The organism is Phytopseudomonas seleniipraecipitans (assembly GCF_900102335.1).
Lineage (GTDB): Bacteria > Pseudomonadota > Gammaproteobacteria > Pseudomonadales > Pseudomonadaceae > Aquipseudomonas > Aquipseudomonas seleniipraecipitans.
Genome location: NZ_FNBM01000002.1, coordinates 607228 through 630610, shown reverse-complemented (window position 1 = coordinate 630610; position 23383 = coordinate 607228). Strand labels below are relative to the sequence as shown.

The following is a 23383-nucleotide window of genomic DNA, read 5'->3' as shown; positions in this document are numbered from 1 at the left end:
ATCGAGCGGGTGTCATTGCCGATCTCAATTGCCTGGCCAGAGGCTGCACAAAACAGGCTTAGGGAATCTTTAGCAACATCGATACCGATAACGGGCGTGGGGCTTGTCATGGCGTGCTCCGACGGTGAAGATTGAGCGACCTGTCGAAAACTCACGTTGCGCAGGCTTGCCGGTATTGTCGGCTCGGGTTGTCGCTCCGACCGAAGGATTCTTTATCGGCGCTTGTGGTGAGTAAGGGGTGGGGGAATTCTCCTACTGTCTGGCTTGTCGCTTGCAGAAGCCTCGCACGTCCCTCCACCCCTCGACAGGTACCTAGCCTAGAACATACAAGCGTCGCCCTCGGCGCGAAGCGATTGGAGGTTTGCTGCGCTATCAGCAAAGGCCAGTCCATTCGACGCGATGCCGGGCGTTAATTGAACCCGGCAAACTGCAAATAACCGTCGGTAATCTGCTTGCCCCACAGCAGCGCAATAAACCCGGCTATCGCCAAGTAAGGCCCGAAAGGAATCGGCGTACTGGTATTCGCATCACGTAGGCGCAGCATGATCACGCCCAGTACGGCACCGACCACCGAAGACAGCAAAATAGTCAGCGGAAGAATCTGCCAGCCGCCCCAGGCGCCCAGCATGGCCAGCAACTTGAAGTCGCCATAACCCATGCCTTCCTTGCCTGTGACCAGCTTGAACAGCCAGAACACCAGCCAGAGGCTCAGGTAACCCGCGACCGCGCCCCACAAAGCATCTCCAAGGCTGGTAAACAACCCAAAGTGGTTGGCAATCAACCCAAGCCACAGCAACGGCAACACCAACGAATCCGGCAAAAGCTGATGATCAGCATCGATCAGGCTCATCGCCAGCAAACCCCACGCCAGCACCAGCATCCCCGCCGCCTGCCAGCCGAAACCAAAATGCCAAGCGACGTAGGCCGACAGCAGCCCGCAGCTCAGCTCGACCAGTGGGTAGCGCAAGCTGATCTTCGCTTTACAGCCCGAGCATTTACCACGCAGAAACAGGTAGCTGATAACCGGGATGTTTTCCCAAGGGCGAATTTCATGCTTGCAGTGTGGGCAGCTGGAGTGGGGGAGTACCAGATTGTACGTCTCACCCTCCGGCTCAGTCGGTAGCTCCAGTACTTCACGCGCCTGAGCACGCCAGTCGCGGAACATCATCTTGGGTAGACGATGGATAACGACATTCAGGAAGCTGCCGACCAGCAGGCCAATAATCAGCACACAAAACACAAAGGCCGGCGTGCTGCCGGCCAAGAAATCGATAACTGTCATGGGTTAGACGACTGCGCCCAGCTGGAAGATTGGCAGGTACATGGCGATGATCAGACCGCCGACCAAAACGCCCAGCACGGACATGATCAGGGGCTCCATAAGAGCAGTGAGACCATCTACCGCGTTATCTACTTCCGCTTCGTAGTAACTGGCCACTTTATCCAGCATGGTATCCAGCGCACCGGACTCCTCGCCGATAGCCGTCATCTGCACGGCCATCGCGGGGAATACGTTGGTAGAGCGCATCGAGAAATTCAGCTGCATGCCGCTGGTTACGTCCTGCTTTACCTGATTAACGGCGTTGCGAAAGACCACGTTGCCGGTGGCCCCTGCTACTGAGTCTAATGCCTCTACCAAGGGCACGCCTGCGGCAAACGTAGTCGATAACGTGCGCGCATAACGAGCGACAGAGGATTTGTAGACGATATTGCCAACTACCGGAGCCTTGAGTACGGCGCGATCCAGGCCGTCGCGAAACTTTTCCGAACGCTGCTTGGCTTGCATAAAGGCATAGCCAGCAGCCACAAGTGCGATTATGAAGATAAACCACCACTCTTGAAGGCCTTCAGAAATACCAATCACGAATAGAGTAAAGCCCGGTAGCTCTGCACCAAAACTTGAGAAAACATCCTGGAACTGCGGCACCACCTTGATCAGCAAAATACAGGTCACTATTACGGCAACAACCACTACCGCAATCGGGTAGTTCATGGCTTTTTTGATTTTTGCTTTCAGCGCCTCGGTTTTCTCTTTGTAAGTGGCGACCCTATCCAGCAGGGTTTCTAGTGCACCGGCTTGTTCGCCCGCTTCAACCAGGTTGCAGAACAGATCATCGAAATACTGAGGTTGGGTGCGCAGCGCCGCAGCAAAGCTATTACCGGCTGCCACATGCTGTTTGATGTCATCGACCAGCTTGCGCATATTTGGGTTTTCCAGACCATCGGCGATGATGTCGAAGGACTGCAGCAGCGGAACGCCGGCCTTCATCATGGTCGCCATCTGCCGGGCGAACAGGGCAATGTCCATGGGCTTGATCTTTTTGCCGCCGCCGAACAGGGAAATACCCTTTTTGCGTACCTTGGTCGGATTGATCCCTTGTTTGCGCAGCTGCGCTTTGACCAGCGCCGGGTTTTGCCCATTCAGCTCGCCCTTGACCACAGACCCTTTGCGATCCTTGCCTTCCCAGACGAACGTGCTGGTCTTCACTGCCTTTGCTGCTGCCATGGTTAATCCTTGGTCACGCGGTTGACTTCCTCAAGGCTGGTCACGCCTTGCATGGCCTTCAGCAAGGCCGAGGTACGCAGGTCGTTGAAGCCGTCTTTGCGCATTTGCGCGGCAATATCGATGGAGTTGCCTTCCTCCATGATAATCCGCTGCAGGCTTGGCGTGTTTTTAACCACTTCATAAATACCGACACGGCCTTTGTAACCGTTTTTGCAATTTTCACAGCCAACCGGGCCGTACAGCTTGAAGGTGCCTAGTTTGCTTTCCGGGAAGCCTTCCTCCAGTAGCGCCTCGTTGGGGACGGGCATTTCTTTTTTGCAGCTGCCACAAAGCTTTCGTGCGAGTCGCTGAGCGATGATCAGGTTCACCGAGGTAGCGATGTTGAACGAGGGCACGCCCATATTGCGCAGGCGTGTCAGCGTTTCCGCCGCGCTATTGGTGTGCAGGGTAGACATCACCATATGGCCGGTCTGCGCAGCCTTGATGGCGATGGAGGCCGTATCCAGGTCGCGAATCTCACCAACCATTATGATGTCCGGGTCCTGACGCAGGAAGGCACGCAGCGCTTGGGTAAAATCCATGCCCTGCTTGGGGTTGACGTTGACCTGGTTGATACCTTCGAGGTTGATCTCTACAGGATCTTCAGCCGTTGAAATATTCACATCTGGAGTGTTGAGAATATTCAAACCGGTATAAAGGGAAACCGTTTTGCCCGAGCCCGTTGGGCCGGTTACCAGGATCATCCCCTGCGGCTGCTTGAGTGCGGCCATATACAAGTCTTTCTGGCTCTCCTCATAACCCAGCGCGTCGATGCCCATTTGCGCGCTGGAGGAATCAAGAATTCGCATCACGATCTTCTCGCCCCACAGGGTCGGTAGGGTGTTGACACGAAAGTCGATGGACTTGCTCTTGGAAATCTTCATCTTGATGCGGCCGTCTTGCGGCTTGCGTCGCTCGGAGATATCCAGCCCAGCCATCACCTTCAGGCGCGCAGAGATCCGTGGTGCCAGCTGTATGGGTGGGCGTGCCGTCTCGTGCAGAATGCCGTCGGTACGAAAACGTACGCGGTAAGTTTTTTCGTAGGGCTCGAAATGCAGGTCGGAGGAGCCGCCCTTGATCGCATCGAGCAGCATCTTGTTGACGAAGCGCACCACTGGCGCATCGTCAGCATCTTGTCCGCCTGCGTCACCCTTCTTGTCATCATCAACAGACTCGGTTTCCAGTCCGTCGAGGTCAACATCGCCCAGATCCTCCAGGCCGCTATGGCCGGTATCGAAGAACTTGTCGATGGCGTCACCGAGCTTGTCGTCTTCGACCAGCAGCGCTTCGGTAGACAGGCCGGTACTGAACTGGATATCCGTGACCGCCTGGTGGTTGGACGGGTCCGAGATGCCCACGAATAATTTATTGCCGCGGCGCCAAAGCGGCAGTGTACGGTGCTGGCGTGCCAGCTTTTCGCTGACCAAATCCCGGGGCTGGCTTTCTTTGTCCAGCGCATTCAAGTCGAAATAGGCCACGCCAAATTGATCCGCTGCCAGCTCAGCCAGGGCCCGGCTTTTCACCAGTTTGTTTTGGGCTAAATAGGTGACGAGCGACAGTTTATTGCGCTTGGCTTGGGCCTGCGCCTGCTGAGCGGCTTTCTCGTCCAGCAATTCAGCCAGCACAACCTGCTTGGCCAGGCCGGAAAGGGGGATATTGTCGCTCATGGGCACCTCGCTATCGAATGGGTGCGTTATAGCGCAGATGGCGGAGGCTGCCAAACGGCCGTCATCTGAGTGACGAAAAGTGTCACAAGGTGAGGAAACTGGTGTTATTGATCACGCGGTGGTGAGCGGTCTACTCGTATTAAGCGTGAGATATCTCCCAGGTCAAATGGGGAAATCCGGCTTTTTGAATAGTTGGCATGGCTTCTGCTTTATTTCTAGCAGGCTGTCTGCCTAGCACTTAATAGATTGGAGAGTAGTATGAAAGCTCAAATGCAAAAAGGTTTTACACTGATCGAACTGATGATCGTTGTTGCAATCATCGGTATTCTGGCTGCTATCGCTCTTCCTGCGTATCAGGACTACACCAAGCGCGCAAAAATGACAGAGGTGATTAACTTCATGGCTGCTGGTAAGACCGGAGTTGCTGAGGCTTTCGCCAATTCGAACTCTCTCACTGGGATCAATAATGCCAAAGCAGGTCTGGCAGCTGCGGGGGATATCAAATCTAAGTATGTTACGTCTGTTACGGTTACTGATGGTGTAGTTGTGGCAGTTCCTACAGGTATTGACAGCGCATGTGATGGTAAGTCGGTAACTTTGAGACCCGTAGAAAGCAACGGTGCACTTGCTTGGACTGGCTCTGCTGCAACTGAATGCGTTAAGTTTGTGCCTGCTAACTTCCGCAGCTAATCGCACTATGCGGATTGAGTTTGATTCGTAGGGTGGATTCGTCGAAGGCGTAATCCGTCATTTACCGCGAACCGACTAACTCCCTGCATCAACTGAACGCCTCGCCTTGTGCGGGGCGTTCTGCTGTTGGGGAATGCGGATACGATTTCATTCTAAGGCGGCGATTGGCGGATCAGTGCCTTATGCATCGGGGTGTGTGTCATGTCGCTGCCTTTTCAGTTGCACCGTACCTACTGTATTCGCTGTTATAAACGAACGGTTTTCCGTCGTGCAGCGCGCTCTGCTATCCGCTGATATATTCTGTTGGCATTGCCACTGGATGACGTTGCGTTGGTACATAATTGTCTGGAATATGTCATGTTACGGATGCAAGCCATCACGCTGGTTACAACGGCTTATGCCCTGCTGGGGTTACTGTTTGTCGCCTTCTGTTTCTCGGCTATTGGCATGTGGCATTTGGGCTATGGCTGGCATGACCAGCAGCGCTTCTATCAAATACTTTTGCTCTGCGCCTGTGCGCCGCTAGCCGCTTTGTTGCCGCAGGCGGCTTTGTCAGGAGCTGCGTTGCTGCTGTTAGCGGGCCTTTTTACGTTGGGCCTGTACTCGTCGCTGCTGGCGGCCTGGCCCGAGTGGGCGCTTAGAGAGTGGAGCCGTTATGTCGGCTTACTGCTGCTGGCTTTGGTGGCTAGTGGTTTGCGGGTGCGCGCGGCATGGGAGTACTTCATCCTCTGGGCAATGGCCGCTGTTGGCTTTATCCACGCCTATCAGTTTCTAGTTTATTACCTGATGGCTTTTGTGACCGGCATCCGCATGTTGGACGCTGATATTCTGTTCAGCGGATTTTCCAATCCAAGATTTTTTGGCCAGTTTCAAGTGATGCTTCTACCTGTGATGGCGCTACTTATAGAGAAGTGCCGCCAGCAACGGCGCACTGCTATTGCTCTATTACTGGGGTTGGCCCTGGTAACCCAATGGTGCATCGCTTTTACACTTGGTGGCCGAGGCATGTGGCTGGGCCTATTGGTTGGGCATCTGGCGTTGTTGCTGGTCAACTACCGACTATGGCGCATCTTGGCGTTGCAAGTAGGCGCAGCCCTGCTGGGTTGTTTGCTTTTTCTGCTGCTGTTCAAATTGATCCCGCAGTGGTTGGAGCTTGATCCAATTTTACGTGACAACCTGCGGGCCGGCCTTTCGGGTCGTGAGCGCATCTGGCAAATGGCATGGGAAATGGCCCTGGTCAATCCTTGGCTGGGGGTTGGCCCTATGCATTACTCAGCAGTTTATAACCCTATTGCCGCGCACCCTCACCAAGTGGTGCTGCAATGGCTCGCCGAGTGGGGTTTTCCAGCCGCATTTATGGCCCTTGCCCTGGGTGTTTGGGGCCTGCAGCATAGCGTTCGCCATTTGCGCGCGGTTGCCAGCAATGAGCTGGACGCAGGGCTGTGGCTGGCAATTCTTGGTGCGCTGGTGCTGGCCCAAGTTGATGGCGTATTCGTCATGCCCTATACGGAAACGTGGCTAGCCTTGCTCATCGGTATAGCTTTGGCACGCTGGGCCAAACCTGCAACACCGCTTCTCGCCCAGCAACTGGCTTGCGCCATTGTTGCCATCCCTGTGCTGGTGGTGCTTGGCAAAGTTCTGATTAATGAGGCCCCCGGACTGTTCCAAGACTATAACGTTCATATGGGGGTGCAGCGTATTGATGGAGCTCCGCGCTTTTGGTCGCAAGGCTGGATACCGAATCGCGGTGTCGCGGATTAACTCGTAAGATGGATTATCCGAAGGCGTAATCCGTCGTTTACCGCGACCCTGCTTTGGCTGCTGCCGTAACTGAACGCGGCCTTGTGCTAGGTGTTTTGCTTTCTGGGTTTGGTGTTGCCATGGTATGCGGCGGATTACGCCTTCGGCCAATACGCCCTATGCTTCATGTTGCATCGCGGTATGGCGGTTCGCTCGACCGGATTAGCGAAGCGTAATCCGTCGTTCCAGCGAATGCTGCCCTATCTGCTGCGACCACCCAGGTCTTGGCAGCGCTTCAGCAATTACGGCGGAAAAAACCTGAACCCCAAACCCTCCCTCCTTTCTACAGACCATTACCCAGCCGATGTTTCAAAAGGTTTCCCTTTCGTTGGCTGCAATGAATCGGATGGAGAGCTCTCGCATGACTACGGATGATGGCCGCCGGCCCTTGCGCATTACCCTGACAGCAGTGGTGATGTTTCTCCTCGGCGTAGTGATTGCTCTGGGCGGCGGTTATCTCGCCACCCTTGGCGGCTCGTGGTACTACCTCGTGGCGGGCATTGGTCTGCTGGTAGTCGCATGCCAGTTGTTTGCTCAGCGGCGGGCGGCGATTGGGCTGTATGGCCTGCTGCTGCTGGGCACCCTGGCCTGGACCTTCTACGAGGTCCGCTTCGATTGGTGGCAGCTGGCGCCGCGTATCGATCTCTGGTGCATCCTCGGTTTGTGGCTGATTTTGCCATTCGTGAACCGTCGTGTCGGTCGCCGTGGCGTTTGGCGCGATGGGGCCAGCGGTTTGTTGGGACTGGGTATCGTAGCCGGCGCGTTGATGGCCGGCTATTCGTTGACCCAGGATTATCATTCCATCGAGGGTGAGTTCAGCGATGCGCAAATGCAGGGTGGCACGCCGCAGGCGCTGGCCGGGCGTTCGCAAAGTGAGTGGCCGGCTTACGGCGGCTCCAAACAGGGGGATCGCTATTCGACCGCTGCGCTGATTACCCCGGAGAATGCCGACCAACTTGAGAAAGCCTGGGAATACCACACCGGGGATTTGCCCGGCGAAGGTGATCCCAGTGAGCTGACCAATCAGGTCACGCCGCTGAAAGTAGGCGATACCCTGTTCATCTGCACGCCACACAGCGTGGCGATAGCCCTGAATGCCGATACGGGTGAGGAGCGCTGGCGCTTCGACCCGAGCATCAACCGCGATGCCGAGTATTACCAGCACATGACCTGCCGCGGTCTTGCCTATCATGATGGCGGTGTCACCGCATCTGGGGCCTCGGTAGCCGGACAGCCTGAACAGCCGGCCGCTCGCTGCGAGCGTCGTCTGTTTCTGCCTACAAACGACGGCACCTTGATTGCCCTGGATGTGAATGACGGCCAGCCGTGCGAGGAGTTCGGTGACGGCGGTACGGTCGACCTCAAAGCTGGCCTGGGTGACGGTGCATTGGGTGTCTACCTACCAACCTCACCTCCGGTGGTCACCGAAAAACTGGTAATTCAGGGCGGCTCGATTACCGATAACGGTTCGGTAGACTCGCCTGGCGGCGTCATTCGCGCCTATGACGTGAAGACTGGCGCGTTGGTGTGGAATTTCGATCCGGGCAATCCCGACGCTACCGAGCCGCTCGCGCCAGGTGAGACCTATGTGCGCAGTACGCCCAACTCCTGGACGATCGCCACGGCTGACGAAGCGCTGGGGCTGATCTATATCCCCACCGGCAACCAGACGCCGGATCAATGGTCGATTCCGCGAAATGAGTTGGCCGAGCGTTTCACCGACACCCTGGTGGCGCTCGACCTGGCGACGGGCAAGGTGCGCTGGGAGTTCAAGACGGTTCACCATGACCTTTGGGATCGTGATCTGCCGTCACAGCCAACGCTGGTCGATATCGATGGCGCGCAGGGCAAGGTGCCGGCGATTATTCAGCCCACCAAGCGCGGTGATCTCTATGTGCTTGATCGCCGCACCGGTGAGCCCATCGTGCCGGTCAACGAGATGCCCGTGCCGCAAGGGACGGATTACGGTGACACTACCGCTGCGACCCAGCCGACATCGGCACTCAGCTACGCGCCTGATGAGCCACTGCGTGAGCGCGACATGTGGGGCGGCACGCCGCTGGATCAGATGATGTGCCGTATCCAGTTCCGCAAGCTGCGTTACGAGGGCGACTTTACCCCACCGTCGCTGCAAGGCTCGCTGATCTATCCCGGTAACGTTGGCACGTTCAATTGGCCTTCGGTGGCGGTAGACCCGAGCCGGCAATTGCTGTTCGGGGCACCGAATTATCTGGCGTTCATTTCGCAGATGGTCAAACGCAGCGATGTGGAGGCCGAGGAGCGCCGCGGCGGTGGTGAAACCGGGTTGCAGCCGAACCTCGGCGCGCCATACATGGTTCGCCTGGAGCCCTTTCTGTCGGTGCTCGGACTGCCATGCCAGTCGCCACCATGGGGCTATGTGACGGCTGTCGACCTGCGCACCATGAAGAAAGTCTGGATGCACAAGAACGGCACCAGCCGTGATAGCGCCCCGCTTGGGCTGCCTTTCCCGGTCGGTACACCTGCATTGGGCGGCCCGATCGTCACCGCAGGTGGTGTGGCATTCATGAGCGGCACGCTGGACTACTACCTGCGCGCGTACGACCTGAAAACCGGCAAGGAACTGTGGAAAGGGCGCCTGCCCGCTGGCGGTCAGGCAACGCCCATGACTTATGTGTCGGAGAAAACCGGCAAGCAATATGTCGTGCAAATGGCGGGTGGCCACGGCTCGTTCGGCACCAAGATCGGCGACTCGGTCATCGCCTGGACGTTAGCGGAGGACAAGCAGTAGGCAGTAACTGTCCGATCAGAACGGGTTGGCGCTTCCTGGTCAGTCACAGAAGCGCCATCATTCCAGGGAGATTTGTGTAGCCTGGCGTTGAGCGAAGCGATACCCAGGAGTGCACTTGCCGACCTGACCTTTATCCGCAACGCAAAAAACAACCGGCCTCTAGGGCCGGTTCTTTTTTATCCAACTGCACATCCGCAGCGGATCAATGATGCTCGCGCGTCGCGCGGAATTTCACGTCTGGCCAACGCTCTTCCATCAGGCTCAGGTTGACGCGCGTCGGCGCCAGGTAAGTAAGGTGGCCGCCGCCGTCGAGGGCGAGGTTCTCCACAGCCTTGTTGGAGAATTCCTCCAGCTTCTTCTTGTCGCTGCACTCGATCCAGCGGGCCGACCAGACAGTGATCGGCTCGTAGCCGCACTCGACCTTGTATTCCTCCTTCAGGCGGCTGGCGACCACGTCGAACTGCAGCACACCGACGGCGCCGAGGATGATGTCGTTGCTGCGCTCGGGGAAGAACACCTGGGTGGCGCCTTCCTCGGCGAGCTGCTGCAGGCCCTGGCGCAGTTGCTTGGACTTGAGCGGGTCCTTCAGGCGCACACGGCGGAACAGTTCCGGGGCGAAGTGCGGGATGCCGGTGAAGCCTAGCGCCTCGCCTTCGGTGAAGGTGTCGCCGATCTGGATGGTGCCGTGGTTGTGCAGGCCGATGATGTCGCCGGCCCAGGCTTCCTCGAGCATTTCACGCTCGCTGGAGAAGAAGGTCAGGGCGTCGCCGATGCGCACGTCCTTGCCGGTGCGCACGTGGCGCATCTTCATGCCCTTCTCGTACTTACCCGAGCAGATGCGCATGAAGGCGATGCGGTCGCGGTGCTTGGGGTCCATGTTCGCCTGGATCTTGAACACGAAACCGCTGAACTTCTCTTCCACCGGTTCCACGGTGCGTTCGTTGGCCACGCGGGCCAGCGGGCGAGGAGCCCAGTCGACCACGGCATCGAGCACATGGTCGACACCGAAATTGCCCAGCGCGGTACCGAAGAACACCGGCGTCAGTTGGCCGTTGAGGAACTCGTCCTGATCGAATTCATGGCAGGCGCCCTGCACCAGCTCCAGCTGCTCGACGAAACGATCGTACTCATCACCCAGGTGGGCGCGGGCTTCGTCGGAGTCGAGTTTCTCGATGATCTTGGTGGCGGTGCGCTCGTGGCCATGACCTGGCGTGTAGACGATGATGTAGTCGTCAGCGAGGTGGTAGACACCCTTGAAGTCGCGGTAGCAACCAATCGGCCAGGTAATCGGCGCGGCCTTGATCTTCAGCACCGCCTCGATTTCGTCGAGCAGCTCGATCGGGTCGCGAATGTCGCGGTCCAGCTTGTTGATGAAGCTGACGATGGGCGTGTCGCGCAGCCGGCACACGTCCATCAGCGCAATGGTGCGTGGCTCGACGCCTTTACCGCCGTCGAGCACCATCAACGCCGAGTCCACCGCAGTCAGGGTGCGGTAGGTATCTTCGGAGAAGTCTTCGTGGCCGGGGGTGTCGAGCAGGTTGACCATGTGCTCGCGGTAGGGGAACTGCATCACCGAGGTGGTGATGGAAATCCCGCGCTGCTTCTCCATTTCCATCCAGTCGGAGGTCGCGTGGCGGTCGGATTTACGCGACTTGACCGTACCGGCCACGGCGATGGCCTGCCCCATCAGCAGCAGCTTCTCGGTGATGGTGGTCTTACCGGCGTCGGGGTGCGAGATGATGGCGAAAGTACGGCGCTTGGCGACTTCGGCGGCCTGAATGGTCATGGATACGTGCCTGCTTGAAAGCGTTGGCGGGCCTGTAGGCCCGGAAAAATGCGCGATTATAGCGGGAAACGCAGTGGGGCTGGGCATCTCCTGTCTGGTGTGGGGCAGCCTGGTGCTGGAATCATCGTTGCCGGTAGGATCGTCTCTTCTTTCAGGTTCGAGGTGAGCATGGCTATCCGGTTAGCGCGTGGAGTCGTGATGGGCGGGCTGGTGCTCACGTCTTCTGTGGCCCTGGCGCAGTTGCCGGAATGTCGGGTGGATTTCCCCTATGGCTCGACGAGGAGCCTGCCGCTCGCCGCCACGACTGAAACGCGTAGCGTCGGGCTTTCCGGTCGTGATGACATCGGTCCAGGGATGCTCTTCGCCTGGCGCGACGAGGGAGTGCGCGAGCTGTGGATGAAGGACACACGCGTTGCGTTGTCGGCGGCCTTTATCGATGCCCATGGCGTGGTGCGCAAGGTGGTCGATATGCAGCCCTATAGCCTGGAGCGGCATGGCTCCAATGAGCCGGTGCGCTACATCATCGAAGTGGGCACAGGTGGCTTCGGCGCACTCGGCGTGGTGGTCGGCAGCCGCGTCGGGATCGTCTGCGCAGATGCCGGATAATCGCAGCCTGACCGCAGGAGCCGCGCCCCCGCGGCGAATCTGTGAGGCAACGCCGATGTAGCGGCAAGGTTGCAATCGTTTCGCGCCGAGGGCGACGCTCCTACACGACCGACGACACACGCCCCTATTGTAGGAGCCGCGCCCTCGCGGCGAATGGTGTGGGCAACGCTGATGTAGCGGCGAGGCTGCACTCGTTTCGCGCCGAGGGCGGCGCTCCTACACGGGAGGCCGATTCCATTGGGCGCCTTCAAAGGGCGGCAATCCATGCAAGTAGCCGCCTGATAATTCGGCTGACGGTCGCCTAGGCGCTGCTGTTACACTATCACTCCTCGCAAATCCGCATCCTTTCCGATACCAGGAGCATCCGGTGCCCGTCGTGTTCGTCGCCGCCTCCCAACTGCCGACTCCGTTCGGCGTGTTTACCATGCATGGCTTTCTCGAAGAGGCCACCGGCAAGGAGCATGTCGCTCTGACCTTCGGTAATGTGGCTGATGGCGAGCCGGTACTGGGGCGTCTGCATTCCGAGTGCCTGACCGGTGACGCTTTGTTCAGTCTGCGTTGCGACTGCGGCTTCCAGCTGGAAGGGGCGCTACGCGCGATCGCCGAGGAAGGCCGTGGCGTGCTGCTCTATCTGCGACAGGAAGGCCGTGGCATCGGGCTGCTCAACAAGATCCGTGCTTACGAGTTGCAGGACGCAGGCGCCGATACCGTCGAAGCCAACGAGCGCCTGGGTTTCGGCGCAGACATGCGCGACTACGCGATCTGCCTGCCGATGCTGCAGCACCTGGGCATCACCTCGCTCAAGCTGATGACCAACAACCCACGCAAGGTCAAGGCGCTGGGCGACATGGGTATTCCCGTCGCCAACCGTGTGCCACTGCAATTGGGCCACAACCCGCACAACAGCAAGTACCTGGCCACCAAGGCCGGCAAGCTCGGGCACATGCTCGGCAAACTGCACCAGGGCGAGGTCGAGCGGCCTTGACCCGCGCCGCGGTCAAGCGCCGGTTGGCCCTGCTCTGGTGGCGGCAACTGGCACTGACCTTGGCTCCGCTGCTGGTGATCAACTTCATGTTCGGCATCAGCCGCCAACCTGGCGTGCTGGCCATGCCGCTGTTCGTCGCGGGCTTGGCCTCCTTGTTCGTTAGCCTGCCGCTTTTCGGTGGTTACAAGCGTGCGTTGTTTGCGACCGCCAAAGCGCTGAACACCGCTGACGAGCCGGCTGCCTGGCTGACCCTGGCCGAGCGCCGCCGTGCTGCATTGCTCGGCGCCGGGCTGCCGGCATGGATCGCCGCCCTAGCCGTCTTCGCCGGGTTGGAGGCGGTGCCGCTGGTATTGCTGGCGCTGGCCAGCATCGTAGTGCTTTACCTCTATCGTATTCCTCGGCAACTGGGCTGATGCAGCGCGTTCTGCTGGCGCTTGTGCTGTCGATGCTGCAGGTGGCGTCGCTTTCCGCCGCGGATCGTGTGGTCAGCCTGGCGCCATCACTGAGCGAAATTGTCGTCGAGTTGGGTGCCGTTGATCGTCTGGTCGGTGTGCTCGACGGGGGCGAGCGGCCTGTGGCGCTGGCGCATCTGCCTTCCGTCGGGCGCTATGGCCAGCTGGAAATGGAAACTCTCCTGGCGCTTCAGCCAGATCTGCTGCTGGTGTGGCCAGGTAGCGTCAGCGCCGCTCAGCGCGAACAACTCAAATCGTTCGGTATTCCTCTGCTGGTGCTCGAGCCTCGCTCGCTGGATGAGCTGGCGGGTCAGTTCGTGCAGATTGGGGAGCGCCTCGGGCGGGCAGAGCAGGGGAGGCGTCTGCACGAGCGCTTCGTTGCCGGGCTTGCCGCGCTGCGTGCTCGATACCACCGCGCGCAACCCCTGCCGGTGTTCTATCAGGTCTGGGATGCGCCGCTGTACACCATCGGCGGTCGGCAGATCATCAGTGATGCGCTGCAGATCTGTGGCGCGCGCAGTGTCTTTGCCGATGTGCAGCTTCCCGCCCCCCAGGTCAGCGTCGAGTCGGTGCTGTTGCGTGACCCTGCGGCGATCATCGCTGGCGACGCCCGCCAACTGCAGGCCTGGCGGCGTTGGCCGGAGCTTTTGGCGGTAAAGCGCGGGCAGTTGCTGGTGCTGCCGGACAACGGTCTGGAGCGGCCCAGTTTCCAGATGCTCGACGCGACGGCCAAGCTCTGCGACGTATTAGCGCCCGCACGGTGACAGCCGTCGCAACGGCACCACGGCACATGTGCGAAGGCGCTGGTAAAGCGCGCTGGCAACTGGCAGATTGGCTGCCTTACTGGTCGTTGCAGATGTTATGAAAGCCCCCGTCTCCCCTTGGTTTTCCCCCGCCAGCGCCTTGATCGTTGGCGCCGCGCTCCTGCTGGTCTTCCCACTGAAACTGCTGCCGAGTCTGTTGGCCGGGCTATTGGTGTTCGAGCTGGTCAATCGCCTGGCCCGCCCCATGCAGCGGCTGTTTGCTGGTCATCTTGGCCGTCTGTTGGCGGTCGGCCTGCTCAGCGTGCTGGTGATCGCCGTGCTTGGCCTGGTATTCGCTGGCGGCTTCTCGCTGGTGATGCATGAGCTGAACAACCCGGGCCGGTTGATGGGCAAGTTGCTCGGGGTGATCGATCGCGCGCGCGAGCAGTTACCGGAAGCGCTGGTGGCTTACTTGCCTGCCAACGTCGACGATATCCGCATCGCGCTGCACGATTGGTTACGTGGGCACATCAGCGAGCTGCAGTTACTCGGCAAAGGCGCGGTGCACATGTTCGTCACCATTCTGATCGGCATGATTCTCGGGGCGGTGATTGCCTTGCAGAGTGTGCCCGAGCCGGGCCAACTCAAGCCCCTGGCCGGCGCGTTACTGATCCGCGTGCAGCGCTTCGTCGAGGCGTTTCGTAATATCGTCTTCGCACAGATCAAGATCTCTCTGCTCAATACCACCTTTACCGGCATCTTCCTGATGGGCGTGTTGCCGCTCTTCGATGTGCACCTGCCGCTGACCAAGACGCTGATTCTGATCACCTTCGTGGCCGGCTTGCTGCCGGTGGTCGGCAACCTGATTTCCAACACGGCGATCTTCGTGGTTGGTCTGTCGATGTCGATCTGGGTGGCGCTTGGCGCGCTGGCTTACCTGATCGTCATCCATAAGGTCGAATACTTCCTCAACGCCCGCATCGTCGGCGGCCAGATCAAGGCGCGTGCCTGGGAGCTGCTGCTGGTCATGTTGGTATTCGAGGCGGCCTTCGGGATCGCCGGCCTGGTTGCTGCACCTGTGTATTACGCCTACCTGAAGAGCGAGCTCAAGGCTCAGGGTTGGGTCTGAGGGCCTGGATCCGTGCGCTCTGTGCCGACGGTGGGGCAGGATGGCGCCTGTGGGCAAAACCTGGGTATCGCTTCGCTCAACCCAGGCTACGGGCTGAGCGCCAGAGTTGGGTATAGGCGGGGTATCGCTAGCGGACCGTAGCGAGAGGGATGCCTCGGAAGCGGGGTGAATGGTTTGATGGGGCGATAAGGCGTGGCCCAGCCCAAAGAAGCCACTATGGCTCTCGCTTTTCGTAGCCTGGGTAGAGCGAAGCGAAACCCAGGAAGCGATCCCGGGTTCAATTACGATCTGCTGATTTTGCTCTCTACGCTGGCTGTCGCTGCTGCCCAAGCCGCGTGCGGATAGCGGCTTCGATCCCGGCTTCGTCCAGGCCGCATTCGGCCAGCATCTGCTCGGGACGCGCATGCTCGACATAGCTGTCGGGCAGGCCGAGGTGCAGCATCGGTTGGAGCGTGCCGCTACGGGCAAGGAATTCGCTGACGGCGCTGCCCGCGCCGCCCATCACGCTGTTTTCCTCGATGGTCACCAGCAGCTCGTGGCTGGCGGCCAGTTCGCTGACCAGTGCTTCGTCCAGCGGTTTGACGAAACGCATGTCAACCACGGTAGCGTTTAGCGTTTCGCCGACGCGCAGTGCCTCGGCCAGCTGCACGCCGAACACCAGCAGGGCAACGCCCTGACCCTGGCGACGGATCACGCCCTTGCCGATCGGCAGTGGCGTCAGCGCGCGGTCAATCGCGGCGTTCGGGCCGCTGCCACGTGGATAGCGCACCGCTGCTGGGCCTTTGAACTGGTAGCCGGTGGTGAGCATGTGGTGCAGCTCATTCTCGTCGCTCGGCGTCATGATCAGCATGCCGGGCACGCAACGCAGGTAGGAGAGGTCGAAGCTGCCCGCGTGCGTCGGGCCGTCTTCGCCGACCAGGCCGGCACGGTCGATGGCGAAGAGCACGTCAAGGTTCTGCACCGCAACGTCGTGGATCAACTGATCATAGGCGCGCTGCAGGAAGGTCGAATAGATCGCCACCACAGGCTTGGCCCCTTCGCAGGCCATACCAGCGGCGAGGGTCACTGCGTGCTGCTCGGCGATGGCCACGTCGAAATAGCGGTCCGCATACTGCTCGCTGAAGGCCACCAGGTCGGAGCCTTCCTTCATGGCCGGGGTGATGGCCATCAGGCGTTCATCGCTGGCCGCCATCTCGCACAGCCACTGACCGAATACGCTGGAGTACTTCGGCCCGGAGGGTTTCTTCACCTTGGCGGGCGCGTTGATCGGCTCCAGCTTGGTGATGGCGTGGTAGACGATCGGGTCGACTTCGGCTGGCGCGAAGCCCTTGCCCTTCTTGGTGACCACGTGAAGGAACTGCAGGCCTTCGAGGTCGCGCATATTGCGCAGCGTGGCCAGCAGGGTCGGCAGGTCATGGCCGTCGATAGGGCCGATGTAGTTCCAGCCCAGCTCTTCGAACATGGTGCCGGAGACCAGCATGCCCTTGGCGTGTTCTTCAGTCTTGCGGGCAATTTCCCAGGCGCCAGGCAGCTTGGAGAGCACCTTTTTGCTGCCTTCACGCACGTTGGCGTAGGTGCGGCTGGAGAGAATCTTCGCCAGGTAGTTGGACAGGCCGCCGACATTCTTGGAGATCGACATGTCGTTGTCGTTGAGCACCACGAGCATGTTGGCTTTGACATCTGCCGCGTGGTTCAGCGCTTCGAAGGCCATGCCGGCGGTCAGTGCGCCGTCGCCGATCACCGCCACCGATTTGCGTTTGCTGCCTTGGCGCTGGGCGGCGATGGCCATGCCCAGTGCGGCGCTGATCGAGGTGCTGGAGTGGCCGACGCCAAAGGTGTCGTATTCGCTTTCCGAGCGGCGTGGAAAGGCGGCGATGCCGTCCTTCTGGCGCAGCGTGCTCATGCGCTCGCGGCGGCCGGTGAGAATCTTGTGCGGATAGGCCTGGTGGCCCACGTCCCACACCAGTCGATCGTCCGGGGTATCGAACACGTAGTGCAGCGCAAGGGTCAGTTCGACCACCCCGAGGCCCGCGCCGAAGTGCCCGCCGGTCTGGCCGACCGTGTAGAGCAGGTACTGGCGCAATTCGTCCGCCAGGGTCTCCAGCTCGGCTTCGCCGAGGCGGCGCAGCTCATCCGGCGTGTTGGCGCGGTCGAGCAGCGGCGTCAGCGGGCGTTCGCGGGGAATCTCGTGGAAAGTCGTCGGCATCAGGCGAGTCGTTATAAGAATTCAAAGAATGGAGCAGTCTACCTGATGCAGCGATCCGTGCCCAAGATGGGGACGGCGCGGATCGCAGCAGGGGCGTGCCAGATCAGACAATCCAGGCGGTGTTTCAGTTGCGCCTTTCGACGATATAACGCGCCAGTTCGCGCAGCGGCTCGGCGGTATGGTCGAACGGGCGCAGCGCGTGCAGCGCCTGATCGCGTAATTCGAAAGCGTACTGGCGCGCCGCTTCCAGGCCTAACAGCGCCGGGTAGGTGGGCTTGTCGTTCGCCTGGTCTTTGCCCTGAGTCTTGCCCAGCGTCGCGGTGTCGCTCTCCACGTCGAGGATATCGTCCTGCACCTGAAAGGCCAGGCCGACGGCACGCGCGTAGGTACTCAACGCAGCCAGGCTGCGTTCGTCGGAACGCCCGCTGGCCAGGGCGCCGAGGCGCACGCTGGCTTCGATCAGCGCACCGGTCTTGTGGCGGTGCATGATTTCCAGCGCCGGTTGCTGCAACTGCTGACCGACCGAGCCGAGGTCGATGGCCTGGCCGCCGACCATGCCTGCCGGGCCTGCTGCGTCGGCCAGCGCACTGAACATGCTCAGGCGCACGTCTGCGTTTTGCGGGTTGCGTTGGTCACTGGCGAGTACGGCGAACGCGAGGCTTTGCAGGCCGTCGCCGGCGAGAATCGCGGTGGCTTCGTCGAACGCTTTATGAGTGGTTGGCTGACCACGGCGCAAGTCGTCATCGTCCATGGCCGGCAGGTCGTCGTGCACCAACGAGTAAGCGTGAATCAGCTCCACGGCGCAGGCCGCGCCATCGGCCTGCTGCGCCGCGCCACCAAGGGCTTCGCAGGCGGCGTAGGCGAGCAGCGGGCGAATACGCTTGCCACCGTTGAACACGCTGTAACGCATGGCCGCATACAAGCGTTCGAGCTCGGCGCGTGGTGCCGCGAACAAGGGCTCCAGAGCGGCATCCACCTGTTTCTGGCAGCGCGCCTGGTAGCTGGCGATCATAGCGGCTCGTCCGTTTCGAACGGCGCGGCTTCCAGCGCGCCATCGCGCTCTAGAAGAATCTGCACTTTCTGCTCGGCCTGGGTCAGCGAGGCCTGGCAGTCACGGGTCAGGCTGATGCCCTGCTCGAAGGCGCTCAGTGACTCCTCCAGCGACAGTTCGCCGTTCTCCAGACGCTCGACAATGGTTTGCAGCTCGGTGAGGGATTGCTCGAAATCGAGCGCGGCTTTCTTACGGGCCATGTCAGGAATTCTCAGGCTTGGTTCGCGGTCGCGGCGACACTAGCAGAGCCCTGGGTCGCGGGCAATCAACGGCGGCGTAGCTGATTTGTATGGATATACAGTATTCTGGTGGCTGCTCAGTCGACCGTGACGCTGCCTCATGCGCCTGTTTCTCTGCGAAAAGCCCTCTCAAGCCAAGGATATCGCCAGCGTGCTGGGTGCCACGCGGCGTGGCGACGGCTGCTGGCTGGGCAACGGCGTCACGGTTACCTGGTGCATTGGTCACCTGCTGGAAACCGCACCGCCGGATGCCTACGACGCGCGCTATAAACGCTGGGTGCTGGCGGACCTGCCCATCGTGCCGCAACAGTGGAAGATGCGCGTCAAGCCCAAGACCGCGGCGCAGTTCAAGGCGGTCAAGCGGCTGCTGGGCGAGGCGACGGAGCTGGTGATTGCCACTGACGCCGACCGCGAGGGCGAGATGATCGCCCGCGAATTGCTCGACCATTGCCGCTACCGTGGGGCGATCCAGCGCCTGTGGCTGTCAGCGCTGGACGATACGTCGATTCGCAAGGCGCTGGCCGCGCTCAAACCCGGTGCCAGCACCTACAACCTCTATCAATCGGCGCTCGGGCGCTCGCGGGCCGATTGGCTGATCGGCATGAACATGAGCCGTCTGTTTACCCTGCTGGGTCGCAAGTCCGGCTATCAGGGCGTGCTGCCGGTCGGCCGGGTGCAGACGCCCACCCTTCGCCTCGTGGTCGACCGTGATCGCAGCATCGCTGACTTCATACCGCTGCCGTTCTGGGCCATCGATGTGACGCTCGACGGCAACGGTACGCCGTTCACTACCCAGTGGCGTGCTCCGCAAGACGACTGTGACGAGCAAGGCCGCTGCCTGCGCCAGGAGATCGCGCAGCGCGCGGCTGACGAGATCCGAGCCGCCGAACACGCCCAGTTGCAGCAGCTGAAAACCGAGCGCATGCGCGAAGCGCCGCCACTGTTGTTCGACCTCGGCACCCTGCAGCAGGTGTGCTCGAAGAAGCTCGGTCTGGGCGCCCAGGAAACCCTAGACATCGCTCAGAAACTCTACGAAACCGACAAGCTGATTACCTACCCACGTAGTGATTGCGGCTACCTACCGCTGAGTCAGCACGGCGAAGCGCCGGCGATTCTTGCAGCGTTGGGGCAGGCCGATCCGGGCCTGCGTGATGTGCTCGGGCATACCCAGGCGCAGCGCCGCTCACGGGCCTGGAACGATGCCAAGGTCAGCGCGCACCACGGCATCATCCCGACCCTTGCTGCTGGCGGCCTGGCGCGGCTGAGCGGGCGACCGCGAGCCGTGTACGAACTGATCCGCGCACGCTATCTGGCGCAGTTTCTGCCCAACCACGAATACGACCGGACCCAGGCCGATTTCGACTGTGCCGGCCACACGCTTCGTGCGGTCGGCAAGCAGGTGGTCGAGCCCGGCTGGAAACGCGCGTTGCCGGAAGCCCTGGCGCCTGCCAAGGGCCGCGAGGCACCCGCATCGCAGGCCTTGCCGGCGTTGCAGCAAGGGCAGCGCTACCCGGTGCGCGAGGTCGTGCTCAAGGATCAATTCACCCAGCCGCCCAAACCGTTCACCGAAGGCGACCTTATCCAGGCCATGAAGAATGTGGCGCGGCTGGTTGAAGACCCGCGCCTCAAGCAGAAGCTCAAGGACACCACCGGCATCGGTACCGAAGCCACCCGCGCCGGCATCATCCAGGGGCTGCTCGACCGTGGTTACCTGACCAAGCAGGGCAAAGCGCTGGCGGCCACCTCGGCGGCTTTCGGACTAATCGATGCGGTGCCGCGTGCCATCGCCGACCCCGGTACCACGGCGATCTGGGAGCAGGCGCTGGACATGGTACAGAGCGGTGAAATGCCCCTCGAAGAGTTCGTCGCCAAGCAGTCGACCTGGATGGGCAAGCAGATCGAGCGTTGCCTCGGTTTGCAATTGAACATCAGCGGCCCGCCGCCAGCAGGGCGTCCAGCCTGGAAAGGCAAACGCAAAGCTGCCCCGCGCAAAGGTGCGCCTGCCAAGCGTGCGGGCGCGGGCGCCACAAAGGCCAGGCCGAAGTAAGCCGTTGCGACTTGCTTGACGCATACAGCGCAGGACGCTGCGCCAGGTCGTACTCGGTAGCTCGGTAGGGTGGATGACGCTCTTCTCATCCACCGTGCGGTTGTGGCTGGTGAGCGTGTGAAGCGTCGTTCATCCGACGGTTATCTGCGTCGCATGATGCAGAGGCGGTTTCCCGTCGAGCACTGCAGTGCTCGGTAGGGTGGATGACGCTCTCCTCATCCACCGTGCGGTTGTGGCTGGTGAGCGTGTGAAGCGTCGTTCATCCGACGGTTATCTGCGTCGCATGATGCAGAGGCGGTTTCCCGTCGAGCACTTGTAGTGCTCGGTAGGGTGGATGACGCTCTTTTCATCCACCGATGCGATAGCGGGTGGTAAACGGGCTGAGGCGCCATCTACACGACAGCTGTCGCCGTTCAGGCAGGGCCGCCCATGCACTGTTTGCGTTGGCAAAGTATTCCCAAATGTAAATTTTCCGTTACCATCCGGTCCGTTGTATTTAATGAACAGGTTTCATTCGCGTGCCTGGGCGCTGGGCTTACCCTTCCAATGGCCGGTTTTCCTAGAGCTTTAACCACTCTGGATAGCGGATAAAACGTATTGAAAGTAAGGGTTCAGCTCGCCTCGAGCTGGGCTGGTTGTGGAGTAAAACGAACATTCAAGCCGGTGTGCCGGGAATATTCGGTGACACCGCTGCGGTAATGGCTCAGCACATTCACACGAGTGGAGCGGGGTCGTCCTCTGAATCAACCGGATGGATTTCGGCAAGGATTGTTGCCCGAGACCGGCTCAGGCCGGATCCGGAAGCGCTCATATGGAAAGCGATCACGACAACGGCTGCTCATCGCAGGCCTGTTGCCGTGGTGTGTGGATATCCCGAGGGCGGCCTGGCTTCAACTGTTTCCAGCAAAATCAATAAGAGGTAGTCCTTCTATGGATGCGGTAACAGCCGACAAGGCAAAGCAGGAGCACGAGAGCAAGCTCAGTGCATCGTTGAAGCCAAGGCACCTCACCATGATGTCTATCGCCGGGGTGATCGGCGGCGCGTTGTTCGTCGGCTCCGGCAGCGTGATCCACAGCGCTGGCCCGGCTGCCGTCCTGGCCTACCTGGCGGGTGGCATCCTGGTGGTGCTGATCATGCGCATGCTCGGCGAGATGGCCACGTCATCACCCGACACCGGCTCCTTTTCCACCTACGCCGAGCGCGCCATCGGGCGCTGGGCCGGTTTCACCATCGGCTGGCTGTACTGGTGGTTCTGGGTGATTCTCATGGCGTGGGAGGCCTACGTCGCAGGCACTATCCTGCATGGCTGGTTCCCCGAGGTCAGCGTCAACGTCTTCGTGTTGGCCACCACGCTGCTGCTGATCAGCATCAACTTCTTCAACGTCAAACACTACGGGGAGTTCGAATTCTGGTTCGCGCTGATCAAGGTGGTGGCAATCATCTGTTTCCTGGCCGTGTGCAGTATGGCGGTGCTCAGCTTCTGGCCGATCGGTGAGGTGCGTGGCTTCAGCAATCTGACCGCTCAGGGCTTTATGCCCAACGGCATCGGGGCCGTGGTAGTGGCGATACTCGGGGTGATGTTCGCTTTCCTCGGCGCGGAAATCGTCACCATCGCCGCCTCTGAAGCGAAGGACCCGTCGACCCAGATCGTCAAGGCGACCAACTCGGTGGTCTGGCGCGTGTGCCTGTTCTACATCGGCTCGATCTTCCTGATCGTCTGCCTGGTGCCGTGGAATGACCCGTTGATGGCGCAGTCCGGCTACGGTTCCTACCGTCGTACCCTGGAGCTGCTGGGCATTCCGTATGCCGAGCTGGTGATGAACTTCGTGGTGCTGACCTCGGTGAGCAGCTGCATGATTTCGGCGCACTACACCGCGTCGCGCATGCTGTTCTCGCTGTCCACCCGTGGCGATGCGCCGAAATTCCTCAAGATCACCCGCTCGGGTACCGGCGTGCCAGTGTTCGCGATCGTTGCGTCCTGCTCGGTGGCCATCTTCGTGGCGTTGATCAACTTCAGCGAAACCCTGCGCCCCAAAGATGTGCTCGATACGCTGATGAACACCACCGGCATGATCGCATTGCTGGTCTATCTGGTGATCGCTTTCTCGCAACTGAAGATGCGTCGCAAACTGGAGGCCGAGGGCAAGGACATCCGCCTGAAAATGTGGCTGTTCCCCTGGCTGACCTACCTGGTGATCGTGTTCATCATTGGCTGCCTGGTGACCATGGCCTTCGTCGAGGATTACCAAGTGCTGGTGATTTCCACCGGGCTGGCTGCCGCGGTGGTGGTGGCCATAGGCGTTCTCGTGCACCGCCGGGCAGGCTCTGCGCGCTGATCGTTTTCGCTGACCATGAGCGAAAGGGCGGCTGAAAAGTCGCCCTTCCTGTTTGTGCACTGCCCTGGGCATGGTTGCTCGAAGATGTCGGGCTTGTCTTGCGGGCGCCGCGCATTTCACAACGGTTAACGGTACAGCGGCGTCAGGTTTGTGCTGAACTGCGCCCCTTTAATTGTTGGCACTGTGCGCGCAGGTGAATGATCTGGACGTTTGTCTATGCTTACAATTTCGCAATGGCCCATGCCGAATCGGCATGGGCGTTGTAGCAGCAGTCCGGTAAGGTGCGCGCTGCGTTCATACGAGCGGTGCTTCACCACTAATAATGAAAAG

Annotated in this window: 17 protein-coding genes; 10 read left to right on the top strand and 7 right to left on the bottom strand. The window is 60.3% G+C overall.

The genetic code is table 11. The features are described from left to right. Positions 1 to 409: 409 nt before the first annotated feature. From BLS60_RS07700 to pilB, 3 genes are read right to left on the bottom strand one after another with little or no spacing between them, the layout of a single operon-like run. Positions 410 to 1282 carry a prepilin peptidase gene (locus tag BLS60_RS07700; protein ID WP_092366503.1) on the bottom strand — a complete coding sequence of 291 codons (873 nt, stop codon included), beginning with the start codon at positions 1280 to 1282 and terminating at the stop codon, positions 410 to 412. Between the two features lie 3 nt (positions 1283 to 1285). Then, a complete protein-coding gene (locus tag BLS60_RS07695; RefSeq protein ID WP_092366500.1) occupies positions 1286 to 2506 on the bottom strand; it encodes a type II secretion system F family protein in 1221 nt (406 codons plus the stop codon). 2 nt (positions 2507 to 2508) lie between these two features. Next, the gene (gene pilB / locus BLS60_RS07690; protein ID WP_092366497.1) at positions 2509 to 4212 is read right to left on the bottom strand and encodes a type IV-A pilus assembly ATPase PilB; all 1704 of its coding nucleotides are present in this window, start codon (positions 4210 to 4212) and stop codon (positions 2509 to 2511) included. A gap of 258 nt (positions 4213 to 4470) precedes the next feature. Here pilB and BLS60_RS07685 point away from each other — a divergent pair, with 258 nt between their 5' ends. The 3 genes from BLS60_RS07685 (at position 4471) to BLS60_RS07675 (ending at position 9472) form a co-directional block, all read left to right on the top strand. After that, entirely contained in the window at positions 4471 to 4902 is a 432-nt protein-coding gene (locus BLS60_RS07685; protein ID WP_092366494.1) for a pilin, read from the top strand. Positions 4903 to 5205: 303 nt separating this feature from the next. Further along, positions 5206 to 6663 (top strand): O-antigen ligase family protein, encoded by a 1458-nt coding sequence (locus BLS60_RS07680; RefSeq protein WP_244153374.1) that lies wholly within the window; start codon positions 5206 to 5208, stop codon positions 6661 to 6663. 400 nt (positions 6664 to 7063) lie between these two features. Further along, the gene (locus BLS60_RS07675) at positions 7064 to 9472 is read left to right on the top strand and encodes a membrane-bound PQQ-dependent dehydrogenase, glucose/quinate/shikimate family (RefSeq protein ID WP_092366491.1); all 2409 of its coding nucleotides are present in this window, start codon (positions 7064 to 7066) and stop codon (positions 9470 to 9472) included. A 202-nt stretch (positions 9473 to 9674) separates the two neighbouring features. On the opposite strand, the gene BLS60_RS07670 is transcribed toward BLS60_RS07675, so the two are convergent. Continuing rightward, a complete protein-coding gene (locus tag BLS60_RS07670; protein ID WP_092366488.1) occupies positions 9675 to 11258 on the bottom strand; it encodes a peptide chain release factor 3 in 1584 nt (527 codons plus the stop codon). 198 nt (positions 11259 to 11456) lie between these two features. Here BLS60_RS07670 and BLS60_RS07665 point away from each other — a divergent pair, with 198 nt between their 5' ends. The 5 genes from BLS60_RS07665 (at position 11457) to BLS60_RS07645 (ending at position 15173) form a co-directional block, all read left to right on the top strand. After that, positions 11457 to 11864: a DUF192 domain-containing protein gene (locus BLS60_RS07665; RefSeq protein ID WP_167357655.1), complete on the top strand. Its 408-nt coding sequence runs from the start codon at positions 11457 to 11459 to the stop codon at positions 11862 to 11864. A gap of 367 nt (positions 11865 to 12231) precedes the next feature. Further along, a complete protein-coding gene (gene ribA, locus BLS60_RS07660) occupies positions 12232 to 12849 on the top strand; it encodes a GTP cyclohydrolase II (RefSeq protein WP_070880653.1) in 618 nt (205 codons plus the stop codon). Next, positions 12846 to 13262: an MFS transporter gene (locus BLS60_RS07655; protein WP_092366482.1), complete on the top strand. Its 417-nt coding sequence runs from the start codon at positions 12846 to 12848 to the stop codon at positions 13260 to 13262. The genes ribA and BLS60_RS07655 overlap by 4 nt, the downstream gene beginning before the upstream one ends. Beyond that, the gene (locus BLS60_RS07650; protein ID WP_092366479.1) at positions 13262 to 14065 is read left to right on the top strand and encodes a helical backbone metal receptor; all 804 of its coding nucleotides are present in this window, start codon (positions 13262 to 13264) and stop codon (positions 14063 to 14065) included. The genes BLS60_RS07655 and BLS60_RS07650 overlap by 1 nt, the downstream gene beginning before the upstream one ends. Positions 14066 to 14162: 97 nt before the next feature. Beyond that, entirely contained in the window at positions 14163 to 15173 is a 1011-nt protein-coding gene (locus tag BLS60_RS07645) for an AI-2E family transporter (protein ID WP_070880656.1), read from the top strand. 304 nt (positions 15174 to 15477) lie between these two features. Here BLS60_RS07645 and dxs read toward each other — a convergent pair whose 3' ends face one another. The 3 genes from dxs to BLS60_RS07630 form a co-directional block, all read right to left on the bottom strand. Further along, positions 15478 to 17379: a 1-deoxy-D-xylulose-5-phosphate synthase gene (dxs, locus tag BLS60_RS07640; RefSeq protein WP_092366476.1), complete on the bottom strand. Its 1902-nt coding sequence runs from the start codon at positions 17377 to 17379 to the stop codon at positions 15478 to 15480. A 124-nt stretch (positions 17380 to 17503) separates the two neighbouring features. Continuing rightward, on the bottom strand, positions 17504 to 18391 hold the full coding sequence (gene ispA / locus BLS60_RS07635; protein WP_092366473.1) for a (2E,6E)-farnesyl diphosphate synthase: 888 nt from the start codon (positions 18389 to 18391) through the stop codon (positions 17504 to 17506). Then, positions 18388 to 18630 carry an exodeoxyribonuclease VII small subunit gene (locus BLS60_RS07630; protein WP_070880659.1) on the bottom strand — a complete coding sequence of 81 codons (243 nt, stop codon included), beginning with the start codon at positions 18628 to 18630 and terminating at the stop codon, positions 18388 to 18390. The genes ispA and BLS60_RS07630 overlap by 4 nt, the downstream gene beginning before the upstream one ends. Before the next feature lie 139 nt (positions 18631 to 18769). Here BLS60_RS07630 and BLS60_RS07625 point away from each other — a divergent pair, with 139 nt between their 5' ends. Together BLS60_RS07625 and BLS60_RS07620 are read left to right on the top strand one after the other, a co-directional pair. Further along, positions 18770 to 20716 (top strand): DNA topoisomerase III, encoded by a 1947-nt coding sequence (locus tag BLS60_RS07625; protein WP_092366470.1) that lies wholly within the window; start codon positions 18770 to 18772, stop codon positions 20714 to 20716. A 930-nt stretch (positions 20717 to 21646) separates the two neighbouring features. After that, on the top strand, positions 21647 to 23053 hold the full coding sequence (locus BLS60_RS07620) for an amino acid permease (RefSeq protein ID WP_092366467.1): 1407 nt from the start codon (positions 21647 to 21649) through the stop codon (positions 23051 to 23053). Positions 23054 to 23383: the final 330 nt, after the last annotated feature.